The organism is Pseudarthrobacter sp. TE3704, from assembly GCF_056279405.1.
The window spans coordinates 244,132-268,450 of the sequence record NZ_JBWCCJ010000004.1; the positions used below are offsets into that span (position 1 = coordinate 244,132).

Genomic DNA, 24,319 nt, shown 5'->3' on the forward strand with positions numbered 1-24,319 from the left:
CCGAGCCGGAGAGGCTCGGGGCTGCCTGTGCTTATTGCCAGAAGGACTTACTCGACCGTGACGCTCTTGGCGAGGTTGCGCGGCTGGTCCACGTCGTAGCCCTTGGCGGCGGCCAGTTCGGCGGCGAAGATCTGCAGCGGGACGGTGGTCAGCAGCGGCATCAGCAGCGTCGGGGTTTCCGGGACGTAGAAGACGTGCTCGGCGTAGGCCTTGACGGCTTCGTCGCCTTCCTCGGCGATCACCATGGTCCGGGCGCCGCGGGCACGGATTTCCTGGATGTTGCTGATGACCTTGGCGTGCAGCGATTCGCGGCCGCGCGGGGACGGAACTATCACGAAAACCGGCTTGCCTTCATCGATCAGCGCGATGGGGCCGTGCTTGAGTTCACCGGCGGCGAAGCCCTCGGCGTGGATGTAGGCGATTTCCTTGAGCTTCAGCGCACCCTCCAGGGCGACGGGGTAGCCGACGTGCCGGCCCAGGAACAGGACGGACGTTTCGTCCTTCATGCTGCGGGCCAGCTCGCGGAGCGGGCCGGCGTTGTCCAGGATGGTCTGGATCTTGGCCGGGATCTTGTTCAGGTCCGCCAGGACGTCCTTGATCTGCCCCGAGAAGATGTTGCCGCGCAGCTGTGCCAGGTACATGCCCAGCAGGTACGCCGCGGTGATCTGGGCCAGGAACGCCTTGGTGGAGGCCACCGCGATTTCCGGGCCTGCATGCGTGTAGAGCACGGCGTCGGATTCCCGCGGGATGGTGGAGCCATTGGTGTTACAGATCGAGATCGTCTTCGCACCCTGTTCCCGGGCGTACCGGACAGCCATCAGGGTATCCATGGTCTCGCCGGACTGGCTGATCGACACCACCAGGGTCTTCTCGTCCAGGATCGGGTCACGGTAACGGAACTCGTGCGCCAGCTCCACCTCGGTGGGGATCCGGCACCAGTTCTCGATCGCGTACTTCGCCACGGTGCCCGCGTACGCGGCGGTGCCGCAGGCCAGCACGATGATCTTGTTAACCTGCTTGAGCAGCTCCGGATCGATCCGGATCTCATCCAGGGTCAGCTTCCCGTCCAGGTCAGACCGGCCCAGCAGGGTCTGCGCCACGGCGTCGGGCTGGTCATGGATTTCCTTCTCCATGAACGAGGAGAAGCCGCCCTTTTCCGCCGAGGCCGGGTCCCAGTCCACGTGGTATTCCTTGCCCGCGGCCGGGTTGCCGAAGAAGTCCGTGATGTCCACGGTGTCCGCGGTGATCGTGACGATCTGGTCCTGGCCCAGCTCCACAGCCCGGCGGGTGTAATCGATGAAACCGGACACGTCCGAGCCCAGGAAGTTCTCCCCCTCACCCAGACCCACCACCAGCGGTGAGTTCCGGCGGGCGGCAACCACCACGTCGGGCTGGTCCGCATGGACGGCAAGCAGCGTGAACGCGCCCTCAAGCCGCTGGCAGGCCAGCTCCATGGCCCGGGTCAGGCCGCCGTTGGAGGCGTCGCCGCCCAGCTTGTTCCGGAAAATGTCCGCCAGCAGGGCCGCCGCCACCTCAGTGTCCGTCTCGGAGAGGAACTCCACGCCCTTTTCCAGCAGCTCGAGCTTCAACTCGGCGAAGTTTTCGATGATGCCGTTATGAATGACGGCGAGCTTGCCGCCGTCGGCCAGGTGCGGGTGGGCGTTGCGGTCCGTCGGGCCACCGTGCGTGGCCCAGCGGGTGTGACCGATTCCGGTCACCGTCTCCGGCAGCGGCCGCGCCTCCAGCTCGGCAATCAGGTTGCTCAGCTTCCCCGACTTCTTCCGCGACTCAATAGCGCCCTGAGACACCACAGCCACCCCGGCGGAGTCGTAGCCCCGGTACTCCAGGCGGCGCAGCCCCTCAAGGACAACATCCAAAGCACTGTGACCGTCAATTACACCGTCAACAGAACGGCCCACATATCCCACGATTCCACACATAGCCCCAAGACTATCGGCTGGGAGCCGCCAGCTGTAAACCGTGTGGTCCGCCCGCGCGTGCCTCGTATGTTGCGGGACCAGCCGGGCGCCCGGCGGCCTGCATTTCGCTATGTGCCGGGCGCGGGGCAGAATCTCTAACGTGACTTTGCAACGCAATGAGGCGAATGGAGAGGGTGTCTCCCCGTTCGTCGAGCTGGACCGGCAAACCTGGTCCCGGCTCGCAGACGAGATGGAACAGCCTCTAAACGAAGAGGACATCATCCGCCTGCGCGGCCTCGGGGATCCCCTGGATATGAAGGAAATCCGTGAGGTCTACCTTCCGCTGTCCAGGCTCCTGCACCTGTATGTCGAGGCTGCGGGACAGCTGCATGCCGCCACCACCACGTTTCTTGGCGAGCACACCCAGCGCACCCCGTTCGTCATTGGCGTGGCCGGTTCCGTAGCGGTGGGCAAATCCACCATTGCCCGTGTTCTCCGCGAGATGCTGCGCCGCTGGCCCGGCACCCCCAATGTGGAGCTGATCACCACCGACGGGTTCCTCTATCCCCTGGCCGAGCTCAAGCGCCGCCAGCTCCTGGACCGCAAGGGCTTCCCGGAATCCTACGACCGCCGCGCGCTGCTGCGGTTCGTGAGCGAGATCAAGGGCGGCGCCGAGGAAGTCCGCGCGCCCTGGTACTCCCACGTCACGTACGACATCGTCCCGGACAAGGAAGTGGTGGTCCGCCGCCCGGATGTCCTCATTGTGGAGGGGCTGAACGTGCTGGCTCCGGCCCGCCCGCGCCACGACGGCAAGCAGGGGCTGGCGCTGAGCGACTTCTTCGACTTCTCCATCTATGTGGACGCCAAGACCTCCTACATCGAGGAGTGGTACGTGGAGCGGTTCCGCAAGCTCCAGAGCACCGCGTTCGCGCAGCCGGAGTCCTACTTCCACCGCTACGCCACCTTGTCTGAGGAGGAGGCGGAGAGCACCGCCCGGGACATCTGGAAGCGCATCAACGAGCCCAACCTGGAGGAGAACGTCCTTCCCACCCGTGGGCGGGCACAGCTGGTGCTGACCAAAGAGGCCGACCACTCCATCCGTCGCATGCTGCTGCGGAAGGTGTAGCACGGGTGTGCCACGACTGCGCACCTGAACCGGGGACTGCGGGCACCAGCCGCCGCAGCTTCGCGCGGTTCCTTGCGGCGGGGGCCGGACTGACTGTCCTGACGGCGTGCACGCCCGAGGCACCCAGGGCGGCGCCGCCGTCGTCGGCCTCTCCTTCCGCGTCCCCCTCCGCCGTTGCCGCCACCGCATCGGCAACCCCGGCGGCGGATCCCACCACGGCGCCCGCCGCACCTTCCGAGCCAGCACCGTCGCCCTCCGCCGCTTTGCCGCGGCAGTTCTCCCTGACCGACCCGGCGAGCCCATGGCTCATCGTCAACAAGCACCGGCCGCTGGTCCCCGCCGCCTACGCGCCGGCTGACCTGGTGCGCCCCGGCGTCGCGACGACCGCCTCTGGGGAGGCTGCGCTGCTAAACGGTACGACGGCGGCAGCGGCCGAGGCGATGTTCGCGGCTGCCGCGGCGGACGGCGTGTCCATGGTGCTGGCCAGCGGGTACCGCTCGTACAGCACGCAGGTGGCCACGTACAACGGCTACGTCGCCTCGCGGGGACAGGCCGACGCCGACACGGCCAGCGCGCGCCCTGGCTACTCGGAGCACCAGACCGGGTGGGCGTTCGACATCGCCGACGGCAACGGCGTGTGCGGATTTCAGCCGTGCTTCGCGGACCAGCCCGCCGCGGTGTGGGCGAAGGCGAACGGGCACCGGTTCGGGTTTGTGGTGCGGTATCCCTGGATGTTCCACCCGATCACGGGGTACTACTACGAGCCGTGGCACCTGCGGTACATCGGGGTGGAGGCCGCCACGGACATGGCTGCGCGTGGGATTTTCACGCTGGAGGAGTATTTCGGCGTGGAAGCGGCGCCGGGGTACCCGTAGGGCGATGGGTTAGCGTGGTTCCTATGCTGACTGGATTCAAGAATTTCATTATGAAAGGCAATGTCGTTGATCTTGCCGTGGCCGTCGTCATTGGCACCGCCTTCGGCGCGGTGGTGACGGCGCTGGTCAACAAGGTGCTGATGCCCTTTATCGCGGGGCTGGTGGGGTCGCCGAATTTCGACAGCTTCGCCAAGGTGGACCTGAACGGAAATGCCATTGAATTCGGTGTCCTGCTGACGGCAATCGTCAATTTCCTGCTGATTTCCGCGGCCATTTACTTTGTGGTGGTGATGCCGATGAACCTGATGATTGAGCGTCGCAACCGCAGGCTGGGGATCAATCAGGACGTCAAGAAGGAGTCCGCGGAGGACCCGCAGATTGCCTTGCTGACGGAGATCCGCGACGCGCTGAAAGACAGGGCCGTCTAGGTTTTCCCAGGGTGCAAAAATGGTCCGCTTTCCATTTCCGGAAAGCGGACCATTTCTGTTTTGACCTATTCGCTGACGAGTTCCAGCGCGAGCTCAGTCCGGACTACCTGGGCGAGGTGCTCGGCGATGGACTGCGCCGTCTCTTCGTCGGCGGCCTCCACCATGACGCGGACCACGGGCTCGGTGCCCGAGGGGCGGAGCAGGACACGGCCGGTGTCGCCGAGTGCGGCTTCGGCTGCTGCCACGGCCTGGGCGAGCACCTCGTTGCTCTTGACCCCGGCGCGGTCCACGCCCTTGACGTTGATCAGGACCTGCGGAAGCTTGGTCATTACGGTGGCCAGTTCCTTGAGCGGCTTGCCGGTCAGGGCGATCTGGGCGGCGAGCTGCAGGCCGGTGAGGACGCCGTCGCCGGTGGTGGCGTGGTCGGCGAAGATCACGTGGCCGGACTGTTCGCCGCCAAGGTTGAAGCCGCCGTCGCGCATTTCCTCGAGGACGTAGCGGTCACCCACGGCCGTTTCGCGGATGCTGATGCCTGCGTTGCGGAGAGCGATCTTCAGGCCGAGGTTGCTCATGACGGTGGCCACCAGGACGTCGTCCTTCAGCTTGCCGGAGGCTTTTAGGGCGACGGCGAGGATGGCCATGATCTGGTCGCCGTCCACCTCGTTGCCCTCGTGGTCCACGGCGAGGCACCGGTCGGCGTCGCCGTCGTGGGCGATGCCGAGGTCGGCACTGTATTTCACGACGGCGTCTTTGAGGGCGCCGAGGTGGGTGGATCCGACGCCGTCGTTGATGTTGTGGCCGTCGGGATCGGCGCCGATCACGATGACGTCCGCGCCGGCGTCCTTGAAGACCTGGGGTGAGCAGCCGCTGGCGGCGCCGTGGGCGCAGTCAAGGACCACCTTGAGTCCGTCGATGCGGTGCGGAAGGGTCTGGAGGAGGTGGACGATGTAGCGGTCCTCGGCGTCGGAGAAGCGCTGGATGCGCCCGACGTCGGCGCCGACAGGGCGGACGGCCTCCTTGGACATCTGCGCCTCGATGGCGTCCTCCACCTCGTCGGGGAGTTTCTGGCCGCCGCGGGCGAAAAACTTGATGCCGTTGTCCGGTGCCGGGTTGTGGGAGGCGGAGATCATCACGCCGAAGTCTGCGTCCAGGTCAGCCACCAGGTAGGCGGCTGCGGGCGTTGGAAGGACGCCGGCGTCGTAGACGTCCACACCCGAGCTGGAGAGCCCCGCCTCCACGGCTGCGGCGATGAACTCGCCGCTGGCGCGCGGGTCGCGGGCCACCACGGCGCGTGGCCGGCTGCCGTTGGAGTTGCGGTCATGGCCGAGCACGACGGCGGCCGCCTGGGCCAGCTGCATGGCCAACTCTGCTGTCAGCAGGCCGTTGGCCAGCCCCCGGACACCATCAGTTCCAAATAATCTAGACACCGGACAAGTCTAGAGGATGGGGGTGGTTGGGCTTGAAACGGCTGGCCAGCAGGACGAACGGTTGGGCCCGACGGCACGTCATATCGATTAGGCCGACTTTCTAGCTGCTCTGCCGGAAGCCTTCTTCGATGTGAGATGCCACATCTTGCACTCCGGGCAGCGATATACACGGACCGGCACTTTGCGTCCAGCGGCAGTGTCCTTTTGCCTGATTCTTTCAAGCACAAGGTTGGCTAGCTGGGGGGACGGATAGCTGATTTTTGCGCAAAGAGCCACAACGCAAGTCCTGTTCCAAGGAATGCGCATGGCTCATATCCATACTTGCGGCGCGGTTTATTACCAATACCGCCAGAATCCACTCGAAGTGGCTGATCGACCTCACAATATCACTCAGGCCTTCGGGATATGAGGAAACGATCCTAGCCCCTATATGTGTGTTTAAAGGCAAAAGCCCGCCCCGCCAATGGCGGGACGGGCTTCTGTGCAAGCGGACTTAGCGCTTGGAGTACTGCTGAGCCTTGCGGGCCTTCTTGAGACCGGCCTTCTTGCGCTCGATGACGCGGGCGTCGCGAGACAGGTAGCCGGCCTTCTTCAGGGTGGCGCGGTTGTTCTCGACGTCAATCTCGTTCAGCGAACGGGCGATTCCGAGGCGCAGTGCGCCGGCCTGGCCGGAGATGCCGCCGCCGTGGATGCGGGCGATAACGTCGTAGGCGCCTTCGAGATCAAGGATCTTGAAGGGCTCGTTGACGTCCTGCTGGTGCAGCTTGTTCGGGAAGTAGTTGTCCAGCGCGCGGCCGTTGATGGTCCACTTGCCGGAGCCGGGAACAACACGGACGCGTGCAACGGCTTCCTTGCGGCGGCCAACAGCTGCGCCGGCAACGGTCAGGGCCGGGCGCTCCTTCTTCGGCGCAGCTTCGGCAGCTGAGCTTTCAGAGGTGTAGCTGGTCAGGGTTTCCTCAGCCTCAACGGCTTCGGTGGTCTCTTCGTTCTGAGCCACGATTCTCCTTGTATAGATAAGTTGTTTGGTGGCCAGGACTACTGGGCGACCTGGGTGATTTCGAAAGTCTTGGGCTGCTGGGCGGCATGCGGGTGCTCAGCACCGCGGTACACCTTCAGCTTGCCCAGCTGCTGTGCAGCGAGGGAGTTCTTGGGGAGCATGCCCTTGATGGCCTTCTCAACGGCGCGGACCGGGTTGGATTCCAGCAGTTCCGCGTAGTTGACGGAGGTCAGGCCGCCCGGGTAGCCAGAGTGGCGGTAAGCGCGCTTCTGCTCCAGCTTGGCGCCGGTCAGGGCAACCTTTTCAGCGTTGATGATGATGACGAAGTCGCCCATGTCCATGTGGGACGCAAAGGTGGCCTTGTGCTTGCCGCGCAGCAGGATTGCGGTCTGGCTCGCGAGACGACCAAGGACAACGTCTGTGGCGTCAATGACGTGCCACTGGCGGTTGATATCGCCGGGCTTCGGGGTGTACGTACGCACGGTGTTTGCCTCGTTCTTATTCTGGCGTTCTGGTTTAGGCGCCGCTCAGGGGCGGACACCTACTATCTGCGCGCTACCGGAACAGAGGTGAGGGCTCCATGTAACCAGTCATCCTGTGGTTCCGAATGTGCACGTTGAGTAGTCATCCTGCAACCGGATTCTCAAGCGGGCACGCACCATCGGAATAGGACACGCACAACGACTACCAAGATTAGCGCGTTAAGGGGTTCAGGGTCAAAATGGGGTAGCCGGCTGCCAGCACAGCACCTGCCGGCCTTACCGACGCAGGGGGTCGCGGTGTTTACAACGGGCAATGAGGGTTCCACAGGGTGGCTCCTGGTTTTTGCCGTCGGCCTCTTGGGGGTGGCCCTCTCCCCTGTCGCCGAGATCCTCATCGCCAAGCACCTGCCCAGGCTGGGCGGCCTCCCAGCCCTCCCTGTCAGGATCACGACGGCGGCACTCACTGGCCTCGCATGCGCCGCCTTTACCCTGCGCTTTGGAATAGGCCTTGCCCTGCCGGCTTTCATATTCCTGGCCGCATTGGGCGTACAGCTCGCCCGCATTGACGTTGCATTGCATTTGTTGCCGAACCCGCTGGTGCTAATGCTGCTCACGGGTGGTTTTGTACTCTTCGTAATGCCCGGACTGCTCAATAAGCAGGCTGATGACCTTATCCGGGCGGTGCTTGGTGCAGCCATTTTGTTTGCCGGTTACCTTATTTTGGGGCTTATTTCTCCCGGCGGCATCGGAATGGGCGACGTGAAGCTCGCAGCCCCCGTCGGCCTTTACCTCGGGTACCTAGGCTGGACCCAACTGCTCTACGGAGGACTCCTGGGCTTCGTCCTGAACGGCGTCGCCACCGTGCTGATTCTCCAGCGAAAAGGCCCGAAAAAAGCGTCAGAGGTGGCCCACGGCCCCTATATGCTCGGCGCTACAGCAGCTGCGACGCTCTTCCTCCTGTAGCTTCCTGCGGCGGCCCGTAGAGGCTTCGCTGTGGCCTAGGACGATACCGCCTCCAAGTAGTGGCCTTGTGTACTCGCTTCCCGTAGTGAGTACCACCCGCAGTTTCCGAGTACGTACTTTTTGCGCCTTAAGAAAAAGTCGAGTACCACTACGCATTGTTGCCTCTACCCCATGAATGACAATCTCTTCTTAGCGAAATCCAGCAGCTAAAGATTTATGGGGGCAGCTGGAAATTCGTTGAAATCAATTCAATCTATTTCACCGAATTAAAGGAAAATACAATGACTTCTCTCATGGTCTCAATGACTGCTTTCATCGCCGGCGTCAAGGCACGTTTCGAATCCGAGAAGGGCGCAACTGCCACGGAGTACTCACTCCTCGTTGGTCTTATCGCGTTGGGAATCGTTATCGGCGTCACAGCGTTCGGAACGGCTTTGGACGCATGGTTCACCGGCCTCGCCGGCACCGTTGCCGGCTGGGTATAACCCAGTACCAGTGTCACCCGACGGTGTGCTGTACCCGTCAGCTATGGCGGGTACAGCACACTTCTTCATTCTTAGTAGTACCGACCGGGAGAGGCACAGTGATACGCCAACGCAGCCTTTGTGATCCAAATAAGCGAGAGCGTGGCGCTGTCGCTGTGGAGTTTGCCCTTGTCGCACCATTCCTCTTGGCATTGATAGTCGCCATTGTGGAGTTTTCAAATGCTTACAACATACAGGTGTCAGTAACACAGGCCTCGCGTGAGGCGGCGCGGACCATAGCAATAACGAATGACGCTGCCATGGCGACTGCTGCAGGAATCGCCGGAGCACCTTCAATCGACACGGACTTACTGAGTTTCGACTTCTCTGGAGCTACATGCGCGAGTGCAGCAGCGACTGCCGTCGTCTCGGTTACCTACACCGGACAATCTCTAACCGGGGTCTTTGGCCCTGCACTGACCCTTTCTGGACAAGGAGCAATGCAATGCGGTGGCTGACAAGGGTGACTGTTGCCAGGGAAAACGAGCGCGGAGCGGCAGGCGTGATTGTAGCTGTGATGATGGTCGTCTTGATCGGCGCCGGCGCGGTTGCCGTTGACGTAGGGCAGATATACGTCGAACGAGCCCAGCTGCAAAACGGAGCGGATGCCGGGGCGCTTGCAGTGGCGAAGAGTTGCCAGGCCAGCTCATGTAACCCGACATTGGCTGAGGGCCTCGCGAACGCCAACTCAAACGATGGGGCCAGCAATGTGAACAACGTTGACCTGAGCGTTACCGGACAGGTCACCGTCACGACTGCTACAAAAAATGGTTCGTCCAGTTTCCTGTCAAATATGTTCGCGGATGCGTTCGGCGGGGACCCAGTAACCGTAGGTGCCAAGTCGACCGCATCCTGGGGTTCCCCCGGCGCTGGTCCGGCAGCCCTCCCACTGACCTTTGCCCCTTGCCAGTTCGACGTTGACGGAGGGCTTCAGACCATACTGACGCACGGTAGCGAAACCTGCGTCAGCGACAGCCCATCCGGTGCTGTAATTCCAGGCGGATTTGAGTGGCTGACGCCCAATCCTGGTGTATGCAGCACAACCGTCTACGCGGACGACACAAGTACGGCAGGCGTTGTGGACCCCTACGCCAAAACGAGTACCGGCCTCAGCATGCCCACTGCATGCAAGACGGTTATCGCAAGCTATCTCAACACTATTGTCTTGTTTCCCGTCTTCTCGACCGCTGCTGGAACTGGGGCAGGCGCCAAGTACTACATCAAAGGATTCGCTGCTTTCCGGCTCCTAGGTTACAGATTTCCCGGTGCTTCAGACGGCGATCTGACGGGCCTCGGCGGAAGTAATAACGGCGTCCGCGGACAGTTCGTCAGCTGGGTAGCCGATCCAACTTCCTACACAGGCAGCGGCTACTCAGGCGGCGGAGTCACATTGCCGCCCCACCTCGTCAAGTAAGAACTATCAAGGGATAAACGATGAAAGCACGCCTACTGGGAGGCATTGCCGCATTGGTTGTAGCAATCATAGGCACAATCCTTCTATTCAATTACGTACAAGGCGCTGACCGTCGCGCCTTAGCCAATACAGAAACAAAAGACGTCTGGGTGGTCAAAGAGCCAGTCGCCGCGGGGACACCAGCAAATCAGCTCAGTCAATACCTCACCACAAAGCTCATGCCCCGAACCGCAGTGGCCGAGGGGGTTGTGGCGGACCTCAATTCGCTAGGCTCCAAAGTGACTTCGGTAGCTTTAGCACCGGGTGAGCAGTTGCTTAGCAGTCGCATGGTTGACGCCAACGCGTTCCTGGGCCCAGCCAGAGTCGAGGTCCCTGATGGTCTTCAAGAAATTACGTTAAGTCTCGGCATAGATCGAGTCGTCGGCGGTCGACTCCAAGCTGGGGACACAGTAGGCGTATTCCTTTCCGTTGAAGGAACCGCCTCCGAACAAGGCAAGACCAGCAGCGCAACCCAGCTGACGTTTCACAAGGTACTCGTTACCAGCGTTCAATTTAGCTCCGGCCAAGCAGTGCAAACGCAGGGTGAAGCAACTCAGGCAAGTTCGGCGGGAGCAGATAAAGCAGCCAGCAAGGACAAGCCGACTTCGACCGACACCTACCTCATTACGGTCGCGAGAAACGCGGTGGATGCTGAGAAGCTGGTGTATGCCGCCGAATTCGGCAAAATTTACCTTTCCAAGGAGCCGGCCGACGCCATAGAGGGCACCAACGGAGTGGTTGACCAGACAAGGGTATTCCGATGAGCCGCTTCATTTTGATCTGCCCGTCAGCAGACTACGAACACAAAGTCCGGGCATCAGTAGCCCCGCTCACTGGATCCCTTCAATTCTTTCAGGCCGCCTATCTGCCCGAAACCCCCGAGGACATCCTTCGTCAGCAGGCAGGGGAGCCACCGGAGGTTTTGATTCTGGGGCCTGGTCTGCCCAAAGACGAAGCCCTGAAGTTTGCTGCCGTTATGGATCTTCAGTACCCGGAGATCAGCATCGTGCTCGCTGCTGACGACGACGGGGAGTTGGCTTTGAACGCCATGCGCTCGGGGATTCGGGACCTTATTCCTCCGTCCGCTGACGTGGATCAGCTACGTGTTTTAGTGGAACGTGCCAGTCTTGCAGCCGCTGGCCGGCGCCGGGGAATGGCCCCAAACACCGCCGAGCGTCCCACATCTGACGGCGGACGCGTCATTGCCGTGATGTCCCCTAAAGGAGGAGTGGGCAAGACAACGGTGGCTAGCAACCTAGCCATCGGTTTGGGTCAAATTACACCGATGAGCGTCGTGGTTGTGGACCTCGACCTTCAGTTTGGTGACATAGCCAGCGGGCTAATGCTTGACCCTCAGTTCACCATAACGGAAGCAGTGGTTGGCGCCGCCAGCCAAGATGCCATGGTCCTCAAAACCTATTTGTCCCTCCACGCTGGAAACATCTACGTCCTCTGCGCTCCCCGGAATCCCATTGAAATGGACAGAATCGGCGGGGAACACGTCAGTCATTTACTGCGACAGTTGCGCGCCGAGTTCCAATATGTGGTGGTGGACACCGCCCCGGGGTTGGGGGAACATGTGTTGGCCACTCTGGAGCAAGCTACTGATGCCGTTTGGGTCTGCGGGATGGACGTGCCAAGTATTCGTGGTTTACGCACTGGGTTCCAGATCCTGTCCGAGCTTGATTTGCTCCCGGATAACAGGCACGTTGTGCTCAATATGGCGGACCGAAAGACCGGGCTCACAGTGCAGGACGTTGAAGCCACCATCGGTGCTCCGGTGGACGTTGTTTTGCCGCGCTCCCGCGCAGTTCCCTTCTCAACCAACAAAGGCGTTCCCCTTCTCCAAGACGGCAGCCGGGACACCGCTGCAAAGGGCTTAAGGCAGTTGGTGGAGCGATTCAAACCAAACTGGGAAGCTCCTCGGAAGAAGCTTCATAGAAGGGCGGTAGTGCAGTGACACTTTCACACCGATTTGCAAAGTTGCGGGGCGACGAAGGCACTGGACTTGATCTGTCCGGCACAGCCGCATTCCAGCCGGCTGCGTCCACCCTGGGCGCCATCCAGCAAGCACAGGCGGCGGAACAGTCGCAGGCGCCTTTAGCCGTGGAAGTGACCGGAGGCAGCGCAAGTGAAGCCCTCGCTGGTCTAAAGGAGCGCGCCAGCCAGGCCCTTTACGAACGGCTCGGTTCTCGGATCACCGACTCCTCACTTGAAGAAACCGAGCTCCATCAGTTCGTAAAGGATGAGCTGAAGTCGGTAGTGGACGAGGAACAAGTTCCCTTGTCGCAAGGTGAACGCCAGCGGTTGACGAGGGAAATTATCGACGATGTATTGGGGCACGGTCCTCTGCAGCGGTATCTGGATGACCCGTCAGTAACTGAAATCATGGTGAACCGCGCAGACCAGATTTATGTGGAGAGAAGCGGCCACTTGTTCCTCACTGATACGAAGTTCAACAGCGAGGAAGCCCTCCGCCGCGTAATTGAACGCATCGTCACACGTATCGGCCGCCGCATTGACGAGTCATCACCTTTGGTAGACGCGCGCTTGGCCGACGGGTCACGCGTCAACGCGATTATTCCTCCGCTAGCGGTAAATGGTGCATCACTGACAATTCGTAAATTTGGCCGTGAGGCTCTTACAGTTCGCAAGCTGATCGAGTTCGGAAGCCTGTCACCCGAGATGGCAGAACTGCTCCAGGCCTGCGTTCAAGCCCGAATGAACATTATCGTCTCCGGAGGTACGGGAACCGGAAAAACGACCATGCTGAATGTGCTTTCTTCCTTTATTCCTGTCACAGACCGCATAGTGACAATCGAGGATGCAGTCGAGCTGCAGCTCCAACAAGATCATGTGGTCCGGCTCGAAAGCCGGCCTGCCAACATCGAGGGCAAAGGCGAAGTCTCGATTCGCGACCTTGTTCGCAACTCGCTTCGGATGCGGCCCGACCGAATCGTTATTGGTGAAGTCCGCGGCGGTGAATCATTGGACATGCTTCAGGCCATGAATACTGGACATGATGGCTCTATTTCAACGGTGCACGCCAACTCCCCACGCGATGCCGTAGCCCGTTTGGAGACACTAGTTCTCATGGCAGGTATGGATCTTCCCCTGAGAGCAATTCGGGAACAGATAGCCTCAGCAGTAAACCTGATCGTCCATATCTCTCGCCTCCGGGACGGGTCTCGCCGCGTAACTCACGTTACTGAAGTGCAAGGCATGGAAGGAGACATCGTCACGCTTCAGGATGCCTTTGTTTTCGACTACTCAGCGGGTATCGATGCAAATGGACGTTTCCTCGGGAAGCCGATCCCTACGGGCGTGCGACCCCGGTTCACCGACAGATTCGAAGAACTCGGAATAAAAATCTCTCCCGCTGTATTCGGTGCCCAAGCGGTCAGGGGACGCTGATGGAGAATGCAGAAGCTCCAGTGATGATGGTAGCGGGCCTCTTGATGATATTCACTGCCATCATCGTCCTGTTCGTGGTCGTACTGAAACCGGCAAACGGAATCCCCCTCTCACGGCGCAGGCCGGATGTCGCCACAGAAAGCTCCAAGTTGGCCGTCCTGACCGAGTCAGCGGTAGGAGTCATCAACAAACAGTTGAAGGGAAAAAAGGACTTCCTGGTCAGCCGGGAAAAACTCGAGCGGGCAGGCCTTAAGACCCAACCTGCCGACTTCCTGCTGATGATGGGGGCCAGCGCCCTTGCTGCAAGCGTCTTCGGTTTCCTTCTGGGTGGACTGCTTTTTGCAGTCCTGATGATTGCCGTGGTTCCGGCCGGCATGCTGGCTTATCTTTCCGTCCGGACCTCACGGCGAAAGAGCAAGTTCGACGAACAGTTGCCGGATACCCTACAGATGCTGACCGGAAGCATGCGGGCAGGGCACTCACTCCTCCGTGCGATTGACGCATCCGCACGCGAAACAGACGCCCCCATGTCTGAGGAATTGAGCAGAATTGTCAATGAGACAAGGATTGGGCGAGACCTTAGAGAATCAATGACCGACGTGTCTGCCCGTACCTGCAGTGAAGACTTCGCATGGATTTCCCAAGCGATTGAGATTCATCGGGAAGTGGGCGGAGATCTTGCTGAGGTGCTTGACCATGTAGGCGAAACCATCCGCGACCGGAACCAGATTCGCCGCCAAGTTAAGGCCCTCAGCGCCGAAGGAAAAATGTCCGCAGGCGTTCTCATGGCGCTTCCGCTGGTCCTCTTTTTCGCCCTGATGCTGATCAACGGAGAGTACGCGAAAACCTTTACGAGCACAGTTCCCGGGTTCCTGATGCTAGGTGCGGCTGGGGTAATGCTCACAGCCGGCGGCTTCTGGCTCAGCCGACTGATCAAACCAAAGTATTAGGAGCATCGACATGTCACCAATGGCACTCGGAGCGATTTTTACCATCGTCCTGCCCCTCACATACCTAGTGTGGTCGATTGCCGCTACCGACAGGGTTGCCTTGCGGAATATCCAGGCAAATCTCGGACAGCGCGCCAGAAATGCCGCGCCACAAGACCTCTCAACAGAATTCCGTACCATTGCCCGCAAAATTACTCCAGTCGGATACGTTGCTTGGCTGGACAAGCAACTAGCCGCGGTCGGACGGCCTAAGGAATGGCCACTGGAGCGCCTTCTGGCCGTGAAACCGCTGCTGGCACTCGGCTTTGGGCTCCTGGGCCTGTTCAATTTCTTCGCCTCACCAGCGCCTGCGCGCTTTGCTATCCTCATCGCCGCGACGGCTTTCGGATACTTCGCGCCGGACCTACTGGTCCGCAGCAACGCAGAAAAGCGGAGAGCCAAGATCCGCCAGGAGCTGCCAAACACCCTGGATCAGATGCTGATCTCGGTGCAAGCTGGTCTCGGATTTGAAGCTGCAATGGCACGTACCGCCCAAAATGGCAGCGGACCTCTGGCAGATGAAATGACTCGGACCCTACAAGACATGCAGGTTGGGCGGTCACGAAAGGAGGCCTATCTAGCGATGTCGGACAGGGTCGACGTTCCCGATCTTCGTTCATTCATTCGTGCCATTGTGCAAGCTGACGCCTATGGGATCGCAATTGCAAAGGTTTTAAGAGTACAAGCAAACGAGATGCGTATAAAACGACGCCAACGTGCCGAGGAACATGCTATGAAGATCCCGGTGAAAATCCTCTTTCCGCTGATCTTTTTTATCTTTCCAACCCTCTTCATCATCCTTCTCGGTCCAGCAGTCATGAGCATTATCGCCACCTTCTCATAGGAGGAAACATGAAGTGTATCGCCAAACTGCTCTCGATCCCTTCAGCCTCAGTCTGTCGGATCTAAGAAAGTGAACGAGGCGCCACTGTTACCGAGTACAGAATCCTCGCAATTGTGATTGTTGCTGGTGTTGGCACTTTTGGTTTGTTGCTTTACGGCGTATTCGCCGGCTTAACAACTCAGGTCAATCTTCCACTGGGTATCCCCTAACAACTGATGCCCGACGCGCCCCAATCGGCGCCCCATAGACCGGACCCCCTCGGCACCCAGAACCGAGGGGGTCCGTTTGTGTGCCCTCGGACCTACAAATCCCAGCGTTGGCGCAGGGAACACCAAGTGAAAGCGCAGGAAAAATACAGCCCGGAAAGCCTTTGCGCAGGATGCCCCAAGATACCGATTTTGGCCCGTTTCTCGTTGCTAACTTCGTATCAGTGCTGGTGCAGGACCAGCCATCCGTCTCGCTCAGGAGTCACAAAATGCTTTCTCTCTACACCAACCTCATGATCCGCCTTCGCAGCGAAGAGAAGGGCGCCACGGCCGTTGAATACGGCATCATGGTCGCGCTCATTGCCGTGGTTGTCATCGTTGCTGTCAGCACTTTGGGCGGTCAGCTCGGCGACCTCTTCACAGATGTCAACACCGATATCGCCACTCCGCCGGAACCCACGACTGCCGCTCTGCGTCCCGCTAGCTGAGTCTGTCCTGAGCATCGGTTCCGGCCCCCCATATCGGAACCGCACCGGCTCGCGCAGCAAGACACGATAACGAGACATTAGAGAGGAGGTGCAGCAGGTGGCAAGCGATTCCGAACGCGGAGCAGCCGCCGTCGAATTCGCCCTCCTGTTGCCCCTCCTCTTGATGCTGGTACTGGGAACCATCGAATTCGGGCGCGCCTACAACGCCCAGATCACCCTGACCAACGCCGCCCGCGACGGCGTTCGGGTCATGGCCATCGCCAACGATCCAACCGGCGCCAAGACCGCGGCAATGAACGCGGCCGCATCCGTCAGCACCACCATTCCCTCTTCTGACATCACGCTCAGCACCACCGCGTGCAGCACGGGAAACCAGGTAACGCTCACCATCAACTACAACCTGTCCACCATCACCGGCATCGCGGGCCCGTTCCCGATGACGGGCAAGGGGGTCATGCTGTGCGGCGGATGACCAGCGATCAGACAAGCAGCGAACACGGTGCTGTCAGCGTCATCGTGGCCATCCTCCTGGTGACCCTCCTCGGCTTCGCGGCGATCGCCGTCGACGTCGGGGTCATCTACTCCGAGCGCGCGCAGCTGCAAAGCGGTGCGGACGCCTCGGCCATCGCGACGGCGCAGAAATGCGCCCGCGACGCCACTGACACAAACTGTTCGACGACGTCAACGCTAGCCACCAGCCTCGCCAATCAGAACGCGCTGGACGGCATGAGCAATGTGCACAGCATCCAGCTCGACAAGACGGCACGGACAGTCTCAGTCACCACAAGCGCGAGGGAAACGGGCGGACAAGACAACTCTGTCTCCCTCTTCTTCGCGGACGTCCTCGGGATCCCCACCAAGGAAGTCGGCGCCCAGTCCAAAGCCGCCTGGGGCAGCCCCAAGGCCGGCCGCACCGCTTTCCCCCTGGCGTTCTCCATCTGCCAGGTCAAGGACAACATCGGCGGCAGCCTCCAGCTCCTTCAGGAACACGGCAACAACGCCAACGAGGACTGCAACTACGGTCCCTCCGGGGCCGCGGTGGCCGGCGGCTTCGGCTGGCTGGCACCGGACGCCGGAAAATGCGGCGGCAGCATCGACCTCGCCACCAGCGAGGGCGGCAGCGACACCGGCAACAACGCCCCGGGCCACTGCTCCACCGAACTGACCCACTGGGCAAATGAAATCACGGCCGGACGGAAAATCATCGTCCTCCTGCCAGTCTTCAACAAGGTCGTCGGAACCGGTTCCGGCGCCGTCTACAGCCTGATCTCCTTCGCAGCCTTCGAAGTCACCGGCTGGAAGTTCAGCGGCAACAGCGGCCTCCCCTACGAGTTCCGCAGTGAAAAGTCGACGACGACGGGCGTCACCACCGCCACGGAGTGCAAGGGCAATTGCCGCGGCATCATCGGCAAATTCGTCAGATACGTCTCGCTCGCCGACGGCTACACGCTGGGCCCGGTGGACCAATACGGCGCCACCATCGCCCGCCTCACCCTCTGACCACAACATCCCGAACCACGGAGTAACACAGTGAAGTCTCGCCTGCTCGCCGGAACGGCCGCGGTCGCTTTGGCGCTCGTGGGAGCCCTCCTCATCATCTTCTACGCCAACGGCGCTGACCAGCGTGCCTTGGCCACCACCGAGCCGGCGGACGTCCTGGTGGTGAAGACCGCCATCCCGGCCGGCACCCCGGTCAACGACATGGCAGCCTCGCTGGTCATCGAGAAGGTCCCGGCCGCCGGCAAGTCAGACACCGCCCTGAGCACCCTGGACAACAAGGCCGGAACTGTCAGCGCCGTGGACCTCGTCCCCGGCGAACAGCTCCTGGCCGAACGGCTCGTGGCACCCGAAGAGGTCAAGACAGAAGGCGTGGCGAAGGTCCCCGCCGGTCTGCAGGAAGTCTCCTTCGAAGTGGAACCGAAGCGCGTTGTGGGAGGCCGAATCAATGTCGGAGACCACGTGGGCATCTCCCTCAACTTCCAGAACGGCGCCTACAAAGCAAAAGCCGAGGACGCCACTACCCAGCTCACGCTCCGCAAAGTCCTGGTCACCGCCGTGCAGCGGGCCCCGCAGGCCGCGAGCGCCGAGAAGCCGGCCGACGGTTCCGACCCCGCAGACACCACCCTCCCGGAAGGATCACTGATGCTCACGGTCGCCGTCACGGACATCGACGCCGGCAAGATCATCTTCACCTCCATCAACGGCGAGCTCTGGCTCACCAAGGAACCCCTGGACGCCCAGGACAACGGACCGCGCGTCGAGCGCAAGGAAGTGGTGTACAAGTGAGCCGCTTCGTCCTCCTTTCCCCCAACGGCGACTTCGACCAGAAGCTGCGCGCCGCCGTCGCGCACGGCCTCCGCGGCACCGTGCAGACCATCGCCTCGGACATCCTCCCCGCCGGCCCAGCCGAACTCTTCGCCCTCCTCAACCAGGAACAGCCCGAAGTCCTGATCATCGGCCCGGACGTCCCCTACGAGGAGGCCCTCCGGTTCGCCAAGGTCTTCGACGTCCAGCTCCCCGGCCTCAGCCTGGTGCTGGTGAGCGACGTGGACCCGTCCTTCCTGCTGCACGCCATGCGCGCCGGCATCCGCGACATCCTCAGCCCCAACGCGGATGCCGCGGAAATCCGGGTCCTGCTGGAACGCGCCTGCCAGTCCTTCGCCACACGGCACCGCAACCACGAAGCACCGCCGTCGGAAAATGCCGGCAAGGGCCTGGTGATCGGCGTCTTCTCCCCCAAGGGCGGCGTGGGCAAGACCACCCTGGCCACCAACATTGCCATCGGCCTGGGCCAGATCGCGCCCATGAGCGTGGTCATTGTGGACCTGGACCTGCAGTTCGGCGACGTCGCGTCCGGCCTCTACCTCAACCCCGAGCACACGGTCACGGACGCCGTCACCCCCGCGGCAAGCCAGGACTCCCTGGTCCTCAAGGCCTTCCTCACGGTGCACCCCGCCGGAATCTACGCCCTGTGCGCCCCGCCGAACCCCGTTGACGCGGACCACATCACCCCGGAACAGATCAGCCGGCTCCTCGAGCAGCTGGCCCAGGAGTTCCAGTACGTGGTCCTGGACACCGCCCCCGGCATGCCCGAAATCGGCCTCGCCGCCATGGAGCAGTGCACCGATGTGGTGTGGGTCAGCGCCATGGACATTCCCAGCTTGCGCGGCCTCCGGGGTGGCCTGGATGTCCTCCGACAGCTGGACATCATGCCCGAATCCCGCCACGTGGTCCTGAACATGGCCGACGCCAAAGCCGGGCTCAGCGTCCAGGACGTCGAGTCGACCATCGGCGCGCCCGTGGACGTCAGCGTCCCCCGCTCCCGCGCCGTGGCCCTCTCCACCAACCGGGGCATCCCCGTCCTCCAGGAATCAAAGAAAGACCCCGCCGTCAAAAGCCTCCGCCAACTGGTGGAACGCTTCAACCCGGCGTGGCGTACCCAGACCCAGCGCAAGCTTCACCGAAGGGTGGTCATCTGATGAAACTCTCCGAGCGCATCAACGCGGTCCAGGACCGCAACCAGCCGTCCGGCACGTCCACGGCCCTGCTCGAGCGGCCCCGCACCACCGCCGCGTCCATCGCCTCCCCGGGCCCGACGGCGGAGGGGCACCTTCCCGAGCCTGCCGCCGTCGTGGTTCCAACGCACGACGGCGGAACGCAGCAGGTGCCCAAGGCACCAGGCGTGGACGTCTTCGCAGCCATGAAACTTCGGGCGGCTACGGCACTTTTCGAGCGGATGGGCACGCGCTTCAACGATGCTGCCGTCACCGAGCAGGAGCTCAGGAGCACCGCCAAGGAGGAACTGTCCCGCATCATCGACGCCGAGCAGGTCCCCCTGACTCCCGAAGAGCGGACCCGCCTGGTGCGGGACGTTGCCGACGACGTCCTGGGCTACGGCCCACTCCAGCGCCTGCTGGACGATCCTGCCGTCACCGAAATCATGGTGAACCGGATGGACCAGATCTATGTTGAGCGCAAGGGCAAGCTCACGCTCACCGAGTCCCGGTTCAGCTCCGAGGAGCACCTGCGCAAGGTCATTGAACGCATCGTGTCCAAGGTGGGCCGCCGCATCGATGAGTCCTCCCCTCTGGTGGATGCCCGCCTCGAGGACGGCTCCCGCGTGAACGCCGTGATCCCGCCGCTGGCGGTCGGCGGGTCCTCGCTGACCATCCGTAAATTCAGCAAGGTCCCCCTGACGGTCCGCAACCTGATCGACTTTGGAACGCTGACGCCGGAGATGGCCGAGCTGCTGAACGCCTGCGTCAAGGCCAAGCTCAACATCATCGTTTCCGGCGGTACAGGCACGGGCAAGACCACTCTCCTCAACGTCCTGTCCTCCTTCCTTCCCGCGGACGAGCGGATCGTCACCATCGAAGACGCCGTGGAACTGCAGATCCAGCAGCAGCACGTGGTCCGCCTCGAAAGCAGGCCGCCGAACACCGAGGGCAAGGGCGAGGTGACCATCCGGGAGCTGCTCCGGAACTCCCTGCGTATGCGGCCCGACCGGATTGTGGTGGGCGAGGTCCGCGGCGGCGAATCGCTGGACATGCTGCAGGCCATGAACACCGGCCACGACGGGTCGCTCTCCACCGTGCACTCCAACTCTCCCCGCGACGCCGTGGCAAGGCTCGAAACGCTGGTGCTTATGGCCGGCATGGACCTGCCGCTGCGCGCCATCCGGGAACAGATCGCGTCCGCCGTCAACCTCATCGTGCAGATCTCCCGCCTGCGGGACGGCTCCCGGCGCATCACCCACGTCACCGAAGTGCAGGGAATGGAAGGGGACATCGTGACCCTCCAGGACGCCTTCGTCTTCGACTACTCGGCCGGCGTGGACGCCCATGGTCGGTTCCTCGGCAAACCCGTGGCCACCGGCATTCGGCCGCGGTTCATCGACCGGTTCGAGGACCTGGGCATCCACGTCTCGCCCGGCGTCTTCGCCGGACCGCAGGCTCTCACGGGACAACCACCCGTTGCCCAGAACCAGACCGGAAGATAGGGCACCGCCGTGATTCTCGCTGTTGGAGCCGTCATCCTGCTGGTATCCGTCTGCCTGCTCGGCGTTGCCGTGATCCTGCCGGCCGCCCCCTCGGTGCCGCTGGACCGCCGTCGTCCGTTTGAGGCCGAGCCGCCATCCTCGATCTCCCGGCTGGCGCTCTCCGCCGTCCGCTCCTTCGAACGGCCCCTTGCCGGACGCAACGTGAAGCTGTTCGCCCGCACGGAGCTGGAGGACGCCGGGCTGCGCCTGAGCCAGGCCGAGTTCTTCCTGCTGGTGGGCATCGGCGCCGGCATCGGAATGCTGGTGGGTACTGTCACGGTTGGACCGCTGGTGGGGCTGCTCCTGGCACTGCTGGCACCTTTCGTCGGAAAACTCGTCCTCGGATTCCTGGCCGGGAAGCGCCGGGCGGCCTTCGACGGCCAGCTCGGCGACACCCTGCAGCTGCTCTCCGGCGGTTTGCGCGCGGGCCACAGCATCCTGCGCGCCATCGATGCCGCTGCCACCGAGTCGCAGAAGCCGACGTCCGAGGAGATGCGCCGCGTCATCACCGAGACCAGCCTGGGCCGCGACCTCCTGGCAGCCCTCAACGACACCGCCGAGCGGATGAAGAACGAGGACTTCGTCTGGATCTCCCAGGCCATCCAGATCAACCGTGAAGTGGGCGGCAACCTGGCGGACGTCCTGGACCAGGTCAACGAAACCATCCGCGAGCGCGCCGAAATTAAAGGCCACATCAAAGCCCTGGCGGCGGAAGGCAAGTTTTCGGCCTACATCCTCATCGCCATGCCGTTCGGCATCGTGGCCATGCTCCTGTCCGTGAGCCCCAGCTACATGAACTCCATGTTCACCCACCCCTTGGGCTGGGCCATGATCGGAGCGTCCTTTGTCCTCATGACCATCGGTGCGCTGTGGATGCGCAAGATCATCGACCTGAAGTTCTGAGGACACCATGAACCTGATTGTGCTTCTGTCCATCCTGATGGTCTGCGCCCCCGTGGGCGTGCTGGCCTGGTCCGTGCTGACAGTGGACCGGCAGGGCCGGCTCGCCGTCAGCGATCTCCTGTCCCGCGGTGCCGCACCCGTCGCTGTTGCTCCCGCCGGCAAGCCCGGGATGCTGGAAGGCGTCGGCCGGCGCCTCACTCCCCCTGCATACGTGGCGTTCCTGGACCGTCTGCTCTCCCTCGCAGGCCGCCCGGCGTCCATGCCGCTGGGCAAAGTCCTGGGCTCAAAGCTTGCCCTCGGGCTCACGGGGGCCGGGCTGGGCTTCTACCTGACCGCCATCGGCAGCAGCCCGATGATGAAACTGGCCGGGCTCTTTGTGCTGTTCCTGGGCTACTTCATCCCGGACCTCCTGCTCTACAGCAAGGGCCTGGAGCGCCAGAAGACCATCCAGCTGGAACTGGCCAACACCCTCGACCAGATGCTCATCTCGGTGGAGGCGGGCTTGGGCTTCGAAGGTGCAATGGCACGCGCCGGCGAAAACGGGAAGGGCCCGCTGGCCGAGGAGCTGGTGCGCACGCTCCAGGACATGCAGGTGGGCCGCAGCCGCCGGGAGTCCTACATCGCGCTGGCCGAACGGACCAATATTCCGGAGCTGCGCAGCTTTGTGCAGGCCGTGGTCCAGGCGGACACGTACGGCATCGCCATCAGCCGGGTGCTCCGGGTCCAGGCAAAGGTCATGCGCGTCAAGCGGCGGCAACGCGCCGAGGAAAAGGCCATGAAACTGCCCGTCATGATCCTTTTCCCGCTGCTCTTCTTCATTTTCCCGGTCCTCTTCATCGCCATTCTGGGACCGGCCGTTGTTAATACCGTGATGACGTTCAGTGGCCAATAAGGCCGCAGGTCCGGCTGAAGGATCGCTCAAGGTTGTCAAAGGATCACCCCAAACAGCACAATTCAAGAAATTCAGGAAGTAGCCTTGAACAATGCACAGTCCAGCTCCCGGCTCCAGCGACGAGGCGGCACCTGCGGCCTTCGAGCCCGGGATCATGCCAGCCGGCCTCAGCGGATCCTCACAGGAAGCGGCCGGGCTCTTGCCGCTCGTTGACGCCGCTGTCCTGGAGGAGCTGGAGGACGAGCTGGCCGGCTCGGGGCTCGCCCAGCGCTTTGCCCGTGACTACGCGGCCATGTGGCACCATCGGTACTCCCGCCTGGAGGCAGCCGTGCACAGCCAGGACAGCGCCTCCGCCCTGGATGCCGCCATCAGCCTGAAGATCAGCTCCACCATGGTGGGCGGGATGCGGCTGGCCAAGCTGGCCGAGCTGCTGGAAGCCGTGATCCGCCAGGGCGACTTCGGCAAGGGACAGATGCTGATGGAACGGGTAGCCCAGGACGGTGGCCAGACCATTTCCGAGCTCCAGGCCACCTACATCCTGGAAAACGACTAGCCCCTCCTACCACTCGTGCGGGCGGCCCGGAGCGAGCCTGTAGCCCACCCCGCGCACCGTCTGCAGCCACCGCGGTGACAGCTGGTCCTCCTTGAGTTTCCGGCGCAGGTTGCCGATGTGGACTTCGACGGCGCGCTCGTCCGCTTCGCTGATGTAGGTGTCTTCGTCGTAGAACTCGCCGCGTACCGCCCGCACCAGGTCGGCCCGGGTGCACACCGCGCCGCCGCCACGCAGCAGCACGTGCAGCAGGTCAAACTCGCTGCGGGTGAGCGCCAGCGGTTCCCCCTGGACTTCCACGGTCCGCGTCCGGTGGTTCAAGACCAGGCCGTTGTGCTGCAGGACGGCGGTATCGTGCTGGCGCGGGGCGGGGGCAGCCGGAGCAGCCGGCCACATGGCCTGCGCCGGCTTGTGGCCGCTGGTTTCATGGCGGGGCCGGCGCATCATCGCCGCCACCCGCGCCCGCAGTTCCCGGGGCCGGAATGGCTTCGCGATGTAGTCGTCCGCGCCGGCATTGAGCGCGGACAGCAGGTCCGGCTCCTCTGTCCTGCCGGTCAGCATCACCACATACGCATTGCTGAAATGCCGGATCCTCCGAAGGACTTCAAACCCGTCAATATCCGGCAGGCCGATGTCCAGTGTCACCACGTTCGCCTGCTTGCTGCGGACCACTTCAACCCCGGCCCGCCCGTCAACCGCTGTATGAACCTCGAAGCCGGCCTGGCTCAAAACCCCTTCGAGGAGGTTTCGAACGTCAGCGTCGTCTTCGATGACTACAGCCACACCAAGATCGTCGTCCAT

26 protein-coding genes are annotated in these 24,319 nt (G+C 62.4%); 21 read left to right on the plus strand and 5 right to left on the minus strand.

Features of this window, described 5'->3' with window-relative positions:
* Positions 1 to 47 precede the first annotated feature (47 nt).
* Positions 48 to 1,940 (minus strand): glutamine--fructose-6-phosphate transaminase (isomerizing), encoded by a 1,893-nt coding sequence (gene glmS, locus ACZ9BC_RS12190; protein ID WP_476246167.1) that lies wholly within the window; start codon positions 1,938 to 1,940, stop codon positions 48 to 50.
* Between the two features lie 109 nt (positions 1,941 to 2,049).
* Between glmS and coaA the strand changes: the two genes are divergently transcribed.
* From coaA to mscL, 3 genes are read left to right on the plus strand one after another with little or no spacing between them, the layout of a single operon-like run.
* Positions 2,050 to 3,045: a type I pantothenate kinase gene (gene coaA / locus ACZ9BC_RS12195; RefSeq protein ID WP_275726840.1), complete on the plus strand. Its 996-nt coding sequence runs from the start codon at positions 2,050 to 2,052 to the stop codon at positions 3,043 to 3,045.
* A 5-nt stretch (positions 3,046 to 3,050) separates the two neighbouring features.
* On the plus strand, positions 3,051 to 3,920 hold the full coding sequence (locus ACZ9BC_RS12200; RefSeq protein WP_476246168.1) for a M15 family metallopeptidase: 870 nt from the start codon (positions 3,051 to 3,053) through the stop codon (positions 3,918 to 3,920).
* Positions 3,921 to 3,943: 23 nt separating this feature from the next.
* Positions 3,944 to 4,348, plus strand: coding sequence for a large conductance mechanosensitive channel protein MscL (gene mscL, locus ACZ9BC_RS12205; protein WP_115525205.1), 405 nt, complete (start codon positions 3,944 to 3,946; stop codon positions 4,346 to 4,348).
* A 65-nt stretch (positions 4,349 to 4,413) separates the two neighbouring features.
* Here mscL and glmM read toward each other — a convergent pair whose 3' ends face one another.
* The 3 genes from glmM to rplM all read right to left on the minus strand — a co-directional run bounded on the left by glmM (position 4,414) and on the right by rplM (position 7,254).
* On the minus strand, positions 4,414 to 5,775 hold the full coding sequence (gene glmM, locus ACZ9BC_RS12210; protein ID WP_476246169.1) for a phosphoglucosamine mutase: 1,362 nt from the start codon (positions 5,773 to 5,775) through the stop codon (positions 4,414 to 4,416).
* A 493-nt stretch (positions 5,776 to 6,268) separates the two neighbouring features.
* A complete protein-coding gene (rpsI, locus tag ACZ9BC_RS12215; RefSeq protein WP_050054349.1) occupies positions 6,269 to 6,772 on the minus strand; it encodes a 30S ribosomal protein S9 in 504 nt (167 codons plus the stop codon).
* A 38-nt stretch (positions 6,773 to 6,810) separates the two neighbouring features.
* On the minus strand, positions 6,811 to 7,254 hold the full coding sequence (rplM, locus tag ACZ9BC_RS12220; protein ID WP_015937805.1) for a 50S ribosomal protein L13: 444 nt from the start codon (positions 7,252 to 7,254) through the stop codon (positions 6,811 to 6,813).
* 297 nt (positions 7,255 to 7,551) lie between these two features.
* Between rplM and ACZ9BC_RS12225 the strand changes: the two genes are divergently transcribed.
* The 18 genes from ACZ9BC_RS12225 (at position 7,552) to ACZ9BC_RS12310 (ending at position 23,521) form a co-directional block, all read left to right on the plus strand.
* Positions 7,552 to 8,217 (plus strand): prepilin peptidase, encoded by a 666-nt coding sequence (locus ACZ9BC_RS12225; protein WP_476246170.1) that lies wholly within the window; start codon positions 7,552 to 7,554, stop codon positions 8,215 to 8,217.
* A gap of 281 nt (positions 8,218 to 8,498) precedes the next feature.
* Entirely contained in the window at positions 8,499 to 8,702 is a 204-nt protein-coding gene (locus tag ACZ9BC_RS12230; RefSeq protein WP_476246171.1) for a Flp family type IVb pilin, read from the plus strand.
* Positions 8,660 to 9,199, plus strand: coding sequence for a TadE/TadG family type IV pilus assembly protein (locus ACZ9BC_RS12235; protein ID WP_476246172.1), 540 nt, complete (start codon positions 8,660 to 8,662; stop codon positions 9,197 to 9,199). Before ACZ9BC_RS12230 ends, ACZ9BC_RS12235 begins: the two co-directional genes overlap by 43 nt.
* Positions 9,187 to 10,155 (plus strand): TadE/TadG family type IV pilus assembly protein, encoded by a 969-nt coding sequence (locus ACZ9BC_RS12240; RefSeq protein WP_476246173.1) that lies wholly within the window; start codon positions 9,187 to 9,189, stop codon positions 10,153 to 10,155. The genes ACZ9BC_RS12235 and ACZ9BC_RS12240 overlap by 13 nt, the downstream gene beginning before the upstream one ends.
* A gap of 20 nt (positions 10,156 to 10,175) precedes the next feature.
* The gene (gene cpaB / locus ACZ9BC_RS12245) at positions 10,176 to 10,958 is read left to right on the plus strand and encodes a Flp pilus assembly protein CpaB (protein WP_476246174.1); all 783 of its coding nucleotides are present in this window, start codon (positions 10,176 to 10,178) and stop codon (positions 10,956 to 10,958) included.
* On the plus strand, positions 10,955 to 12,154 hold the full coding sequence (locus ACZ9BC_RS12250) for a CpaE/TadZ family protein (RefSeq protein WP_476246175.1): 1,200 nt from the start codon (positions 10,955 to 10,957) through the stop codon (positions 12,152 to 12,154). The genes cpaB (ACZ9BC_RS12245) and ACZ9BC_RS12250 overlap by 4 nt, the downstream gene beginning before the upstream one ends.
* Positions 12,151 to 13,608 carry a CpaF family protein gene (locus ACZ9BC_RS12255; protein ID WP_476246176.1) on the plus strand — a complete coding sequence of 486 codons (1,458 nt, stop codon included), beginning with the start codon at positions 12,151 to 12,153 and terminating at the stop codon, positions 13,606 to 13,608. The genes ACZ9BC_RS12250 and ACZ9BC_RS12255 overlap by 4 nt, the downstream gene beginning before the upstream one ends.
* Positions 13,608 to 14,558, plus strand: a complete 951-nt coding sequence (locus ACZ9BC_RS12260; RefSeq protein ID WP_476246177.1) for a type II secretion system F family protein — start codon at positions 13,608 to 13,610, stop codon at positions 14,556 to 14,558. The genes ACZ9BC_RS12255 and ACZ9BC_RS12260 overlap by 1 nt, the downstream gene beginning before the upstream one ends.
* Before the next feature lie 10 nt (positions 14,559 to 14,568).
* Positions 14,569 to 15,441, plus strand: a complete 873-nt coding sequence (locus ACZ9BC_RS12265; protein WP_476246178.1) for a type II secretion system F family protein — start codon at positions 14,569 to 14,571, stop codon at positions 15,439 to 15,441.
* A gap of 475 nt (positions 15,442 to 15,916) precedes the next feature.
* Positions 15,917 to 16,135, plus strand: coding sequence for a Flp family type IVb pilin (locus ACZ9BC_RS12270; protein WP_476246179.1), 219 nt, complete (start codon positions 15,917 to 15,919; stop codon positions 16,133 to 16,135).
* Positions 16,136 to 16,232: 97 nt separating this feature from the next.
* The gene (locus ACZ9BC_RS12275; RefSeq protein WP_476246180.1) at positions 16,233 to 16,607 is read left to right on the plus strand and encodes a TadE/TadG family type IV pilus assembly protein; all 375 of its coding nucleotides are present in this window, start codon (positions 16,233 to 16,235) and stop codon (positions 16,605 to 16,607) included.
* Entirely contained in the window at positions 16,604 to 17,635 is a 1,032-nt protein-coding gene (locus tag ACZ9BC_RS12280) for a pilus assembly protein TadG-related protein (RefSeq protein WP_476246181.1), read from the plus strand. Before ACZ9BC_RS12275 ends, ACZ9BC_RS12280 begins: the two co-directional genes overlap by 4 nt.
* A 30-nt stretch (positions 17,636 to 17,665) precedes the next feature.
* Positions 17,666 to 18,421, plus strand: a complete 756-nt coding sequence (gene cpaB, locus ACZ9BC_RS12285; protein ID WP_476246182.1) for a Flp pilus assembly protein CpaB — start codon at positions 17,666 to 17,668, stop codon at positions 18,419 to 18,421.
* Positions 18,418 to 19,614: a CpaE/TadZ family protein gene (locus ACZ9BC_RS12290; RefSeq protein ID WP_476246183.1), complete on the plus strand. Its 1,197-nt coding sequence runs from the start codon at positions 18,418 to 18,420 to the stop codon at positions 19,612 to 19,614. The genes cpaB (ACZ9BC_RS12285) and ACZ9BC_RS12290 overlap by 4 nt, the downstream gene beginning before the upstream one ends.
* A complete protein-coding gene (locus tag ACZ9BC_RS12295; protein WP_476246184.1) occupies positions 19,614 to 21,134 on the plus strand; it encodes a CpaF family protein in 1,521 nt (506 codons plus the stop codon). The genes ACZ9BC_RS12290 and ACZ9BC_RS12295 overlap by 1 nt, the downstream gene beginning before the upstream one ends.
* A 9-nt stretch (positions 21,135 to 21,143) precedes the next feature.
* Complete coding sequence (locus tag ACZ9BC_RS12300; protein WP_476246185.1) at positions 21,144 to 22,076, plus strand: type II secretion system F family protein; 933 nt, start codon at positions 21,144 to 21,146, stop codon at positions 22,074 to 22,076.
* 7 nt (positions 22,077 to 22,083) lie between these two features.
* A complete protein-coding gene (locus tag ACZ9BC_RS12305) occupies positions 22,084 to 22,968 on the plus strand; it encodes a type II secretion system F family protein (RefSeq protein ID WP_476246186.1) in 885 nt (294 codons plus the stop codon).
* A gap of 91 nt (positions 22,969 to 23,059) precedes the next feature.
* A complete protein-coding gene (locus ACZ9BC_RS12310) occupies positions 23,060 to 23,521 on the plus strand; it encodes an Hpt domain-containing protein (RefSeq protein WP_476246187.1) in 462 nt (153 codons plus the stop codon).
* A gap of 6 nt (positions 23,522 to 23,527) precedes the next feature.
* Here ACZ9BC_RS12310 and ACZ9BC_RS12315 read toward each other — a convergent pair whose 3' ends face one another.
* Entirely contained in the window at positions 23,528 to 24,319 is a 792-nt protein-coding gene (locus tag ACZ9BC_RS12315; protein ID WP_476246188.1) for a response regulator transcription factor, read from the minus strand.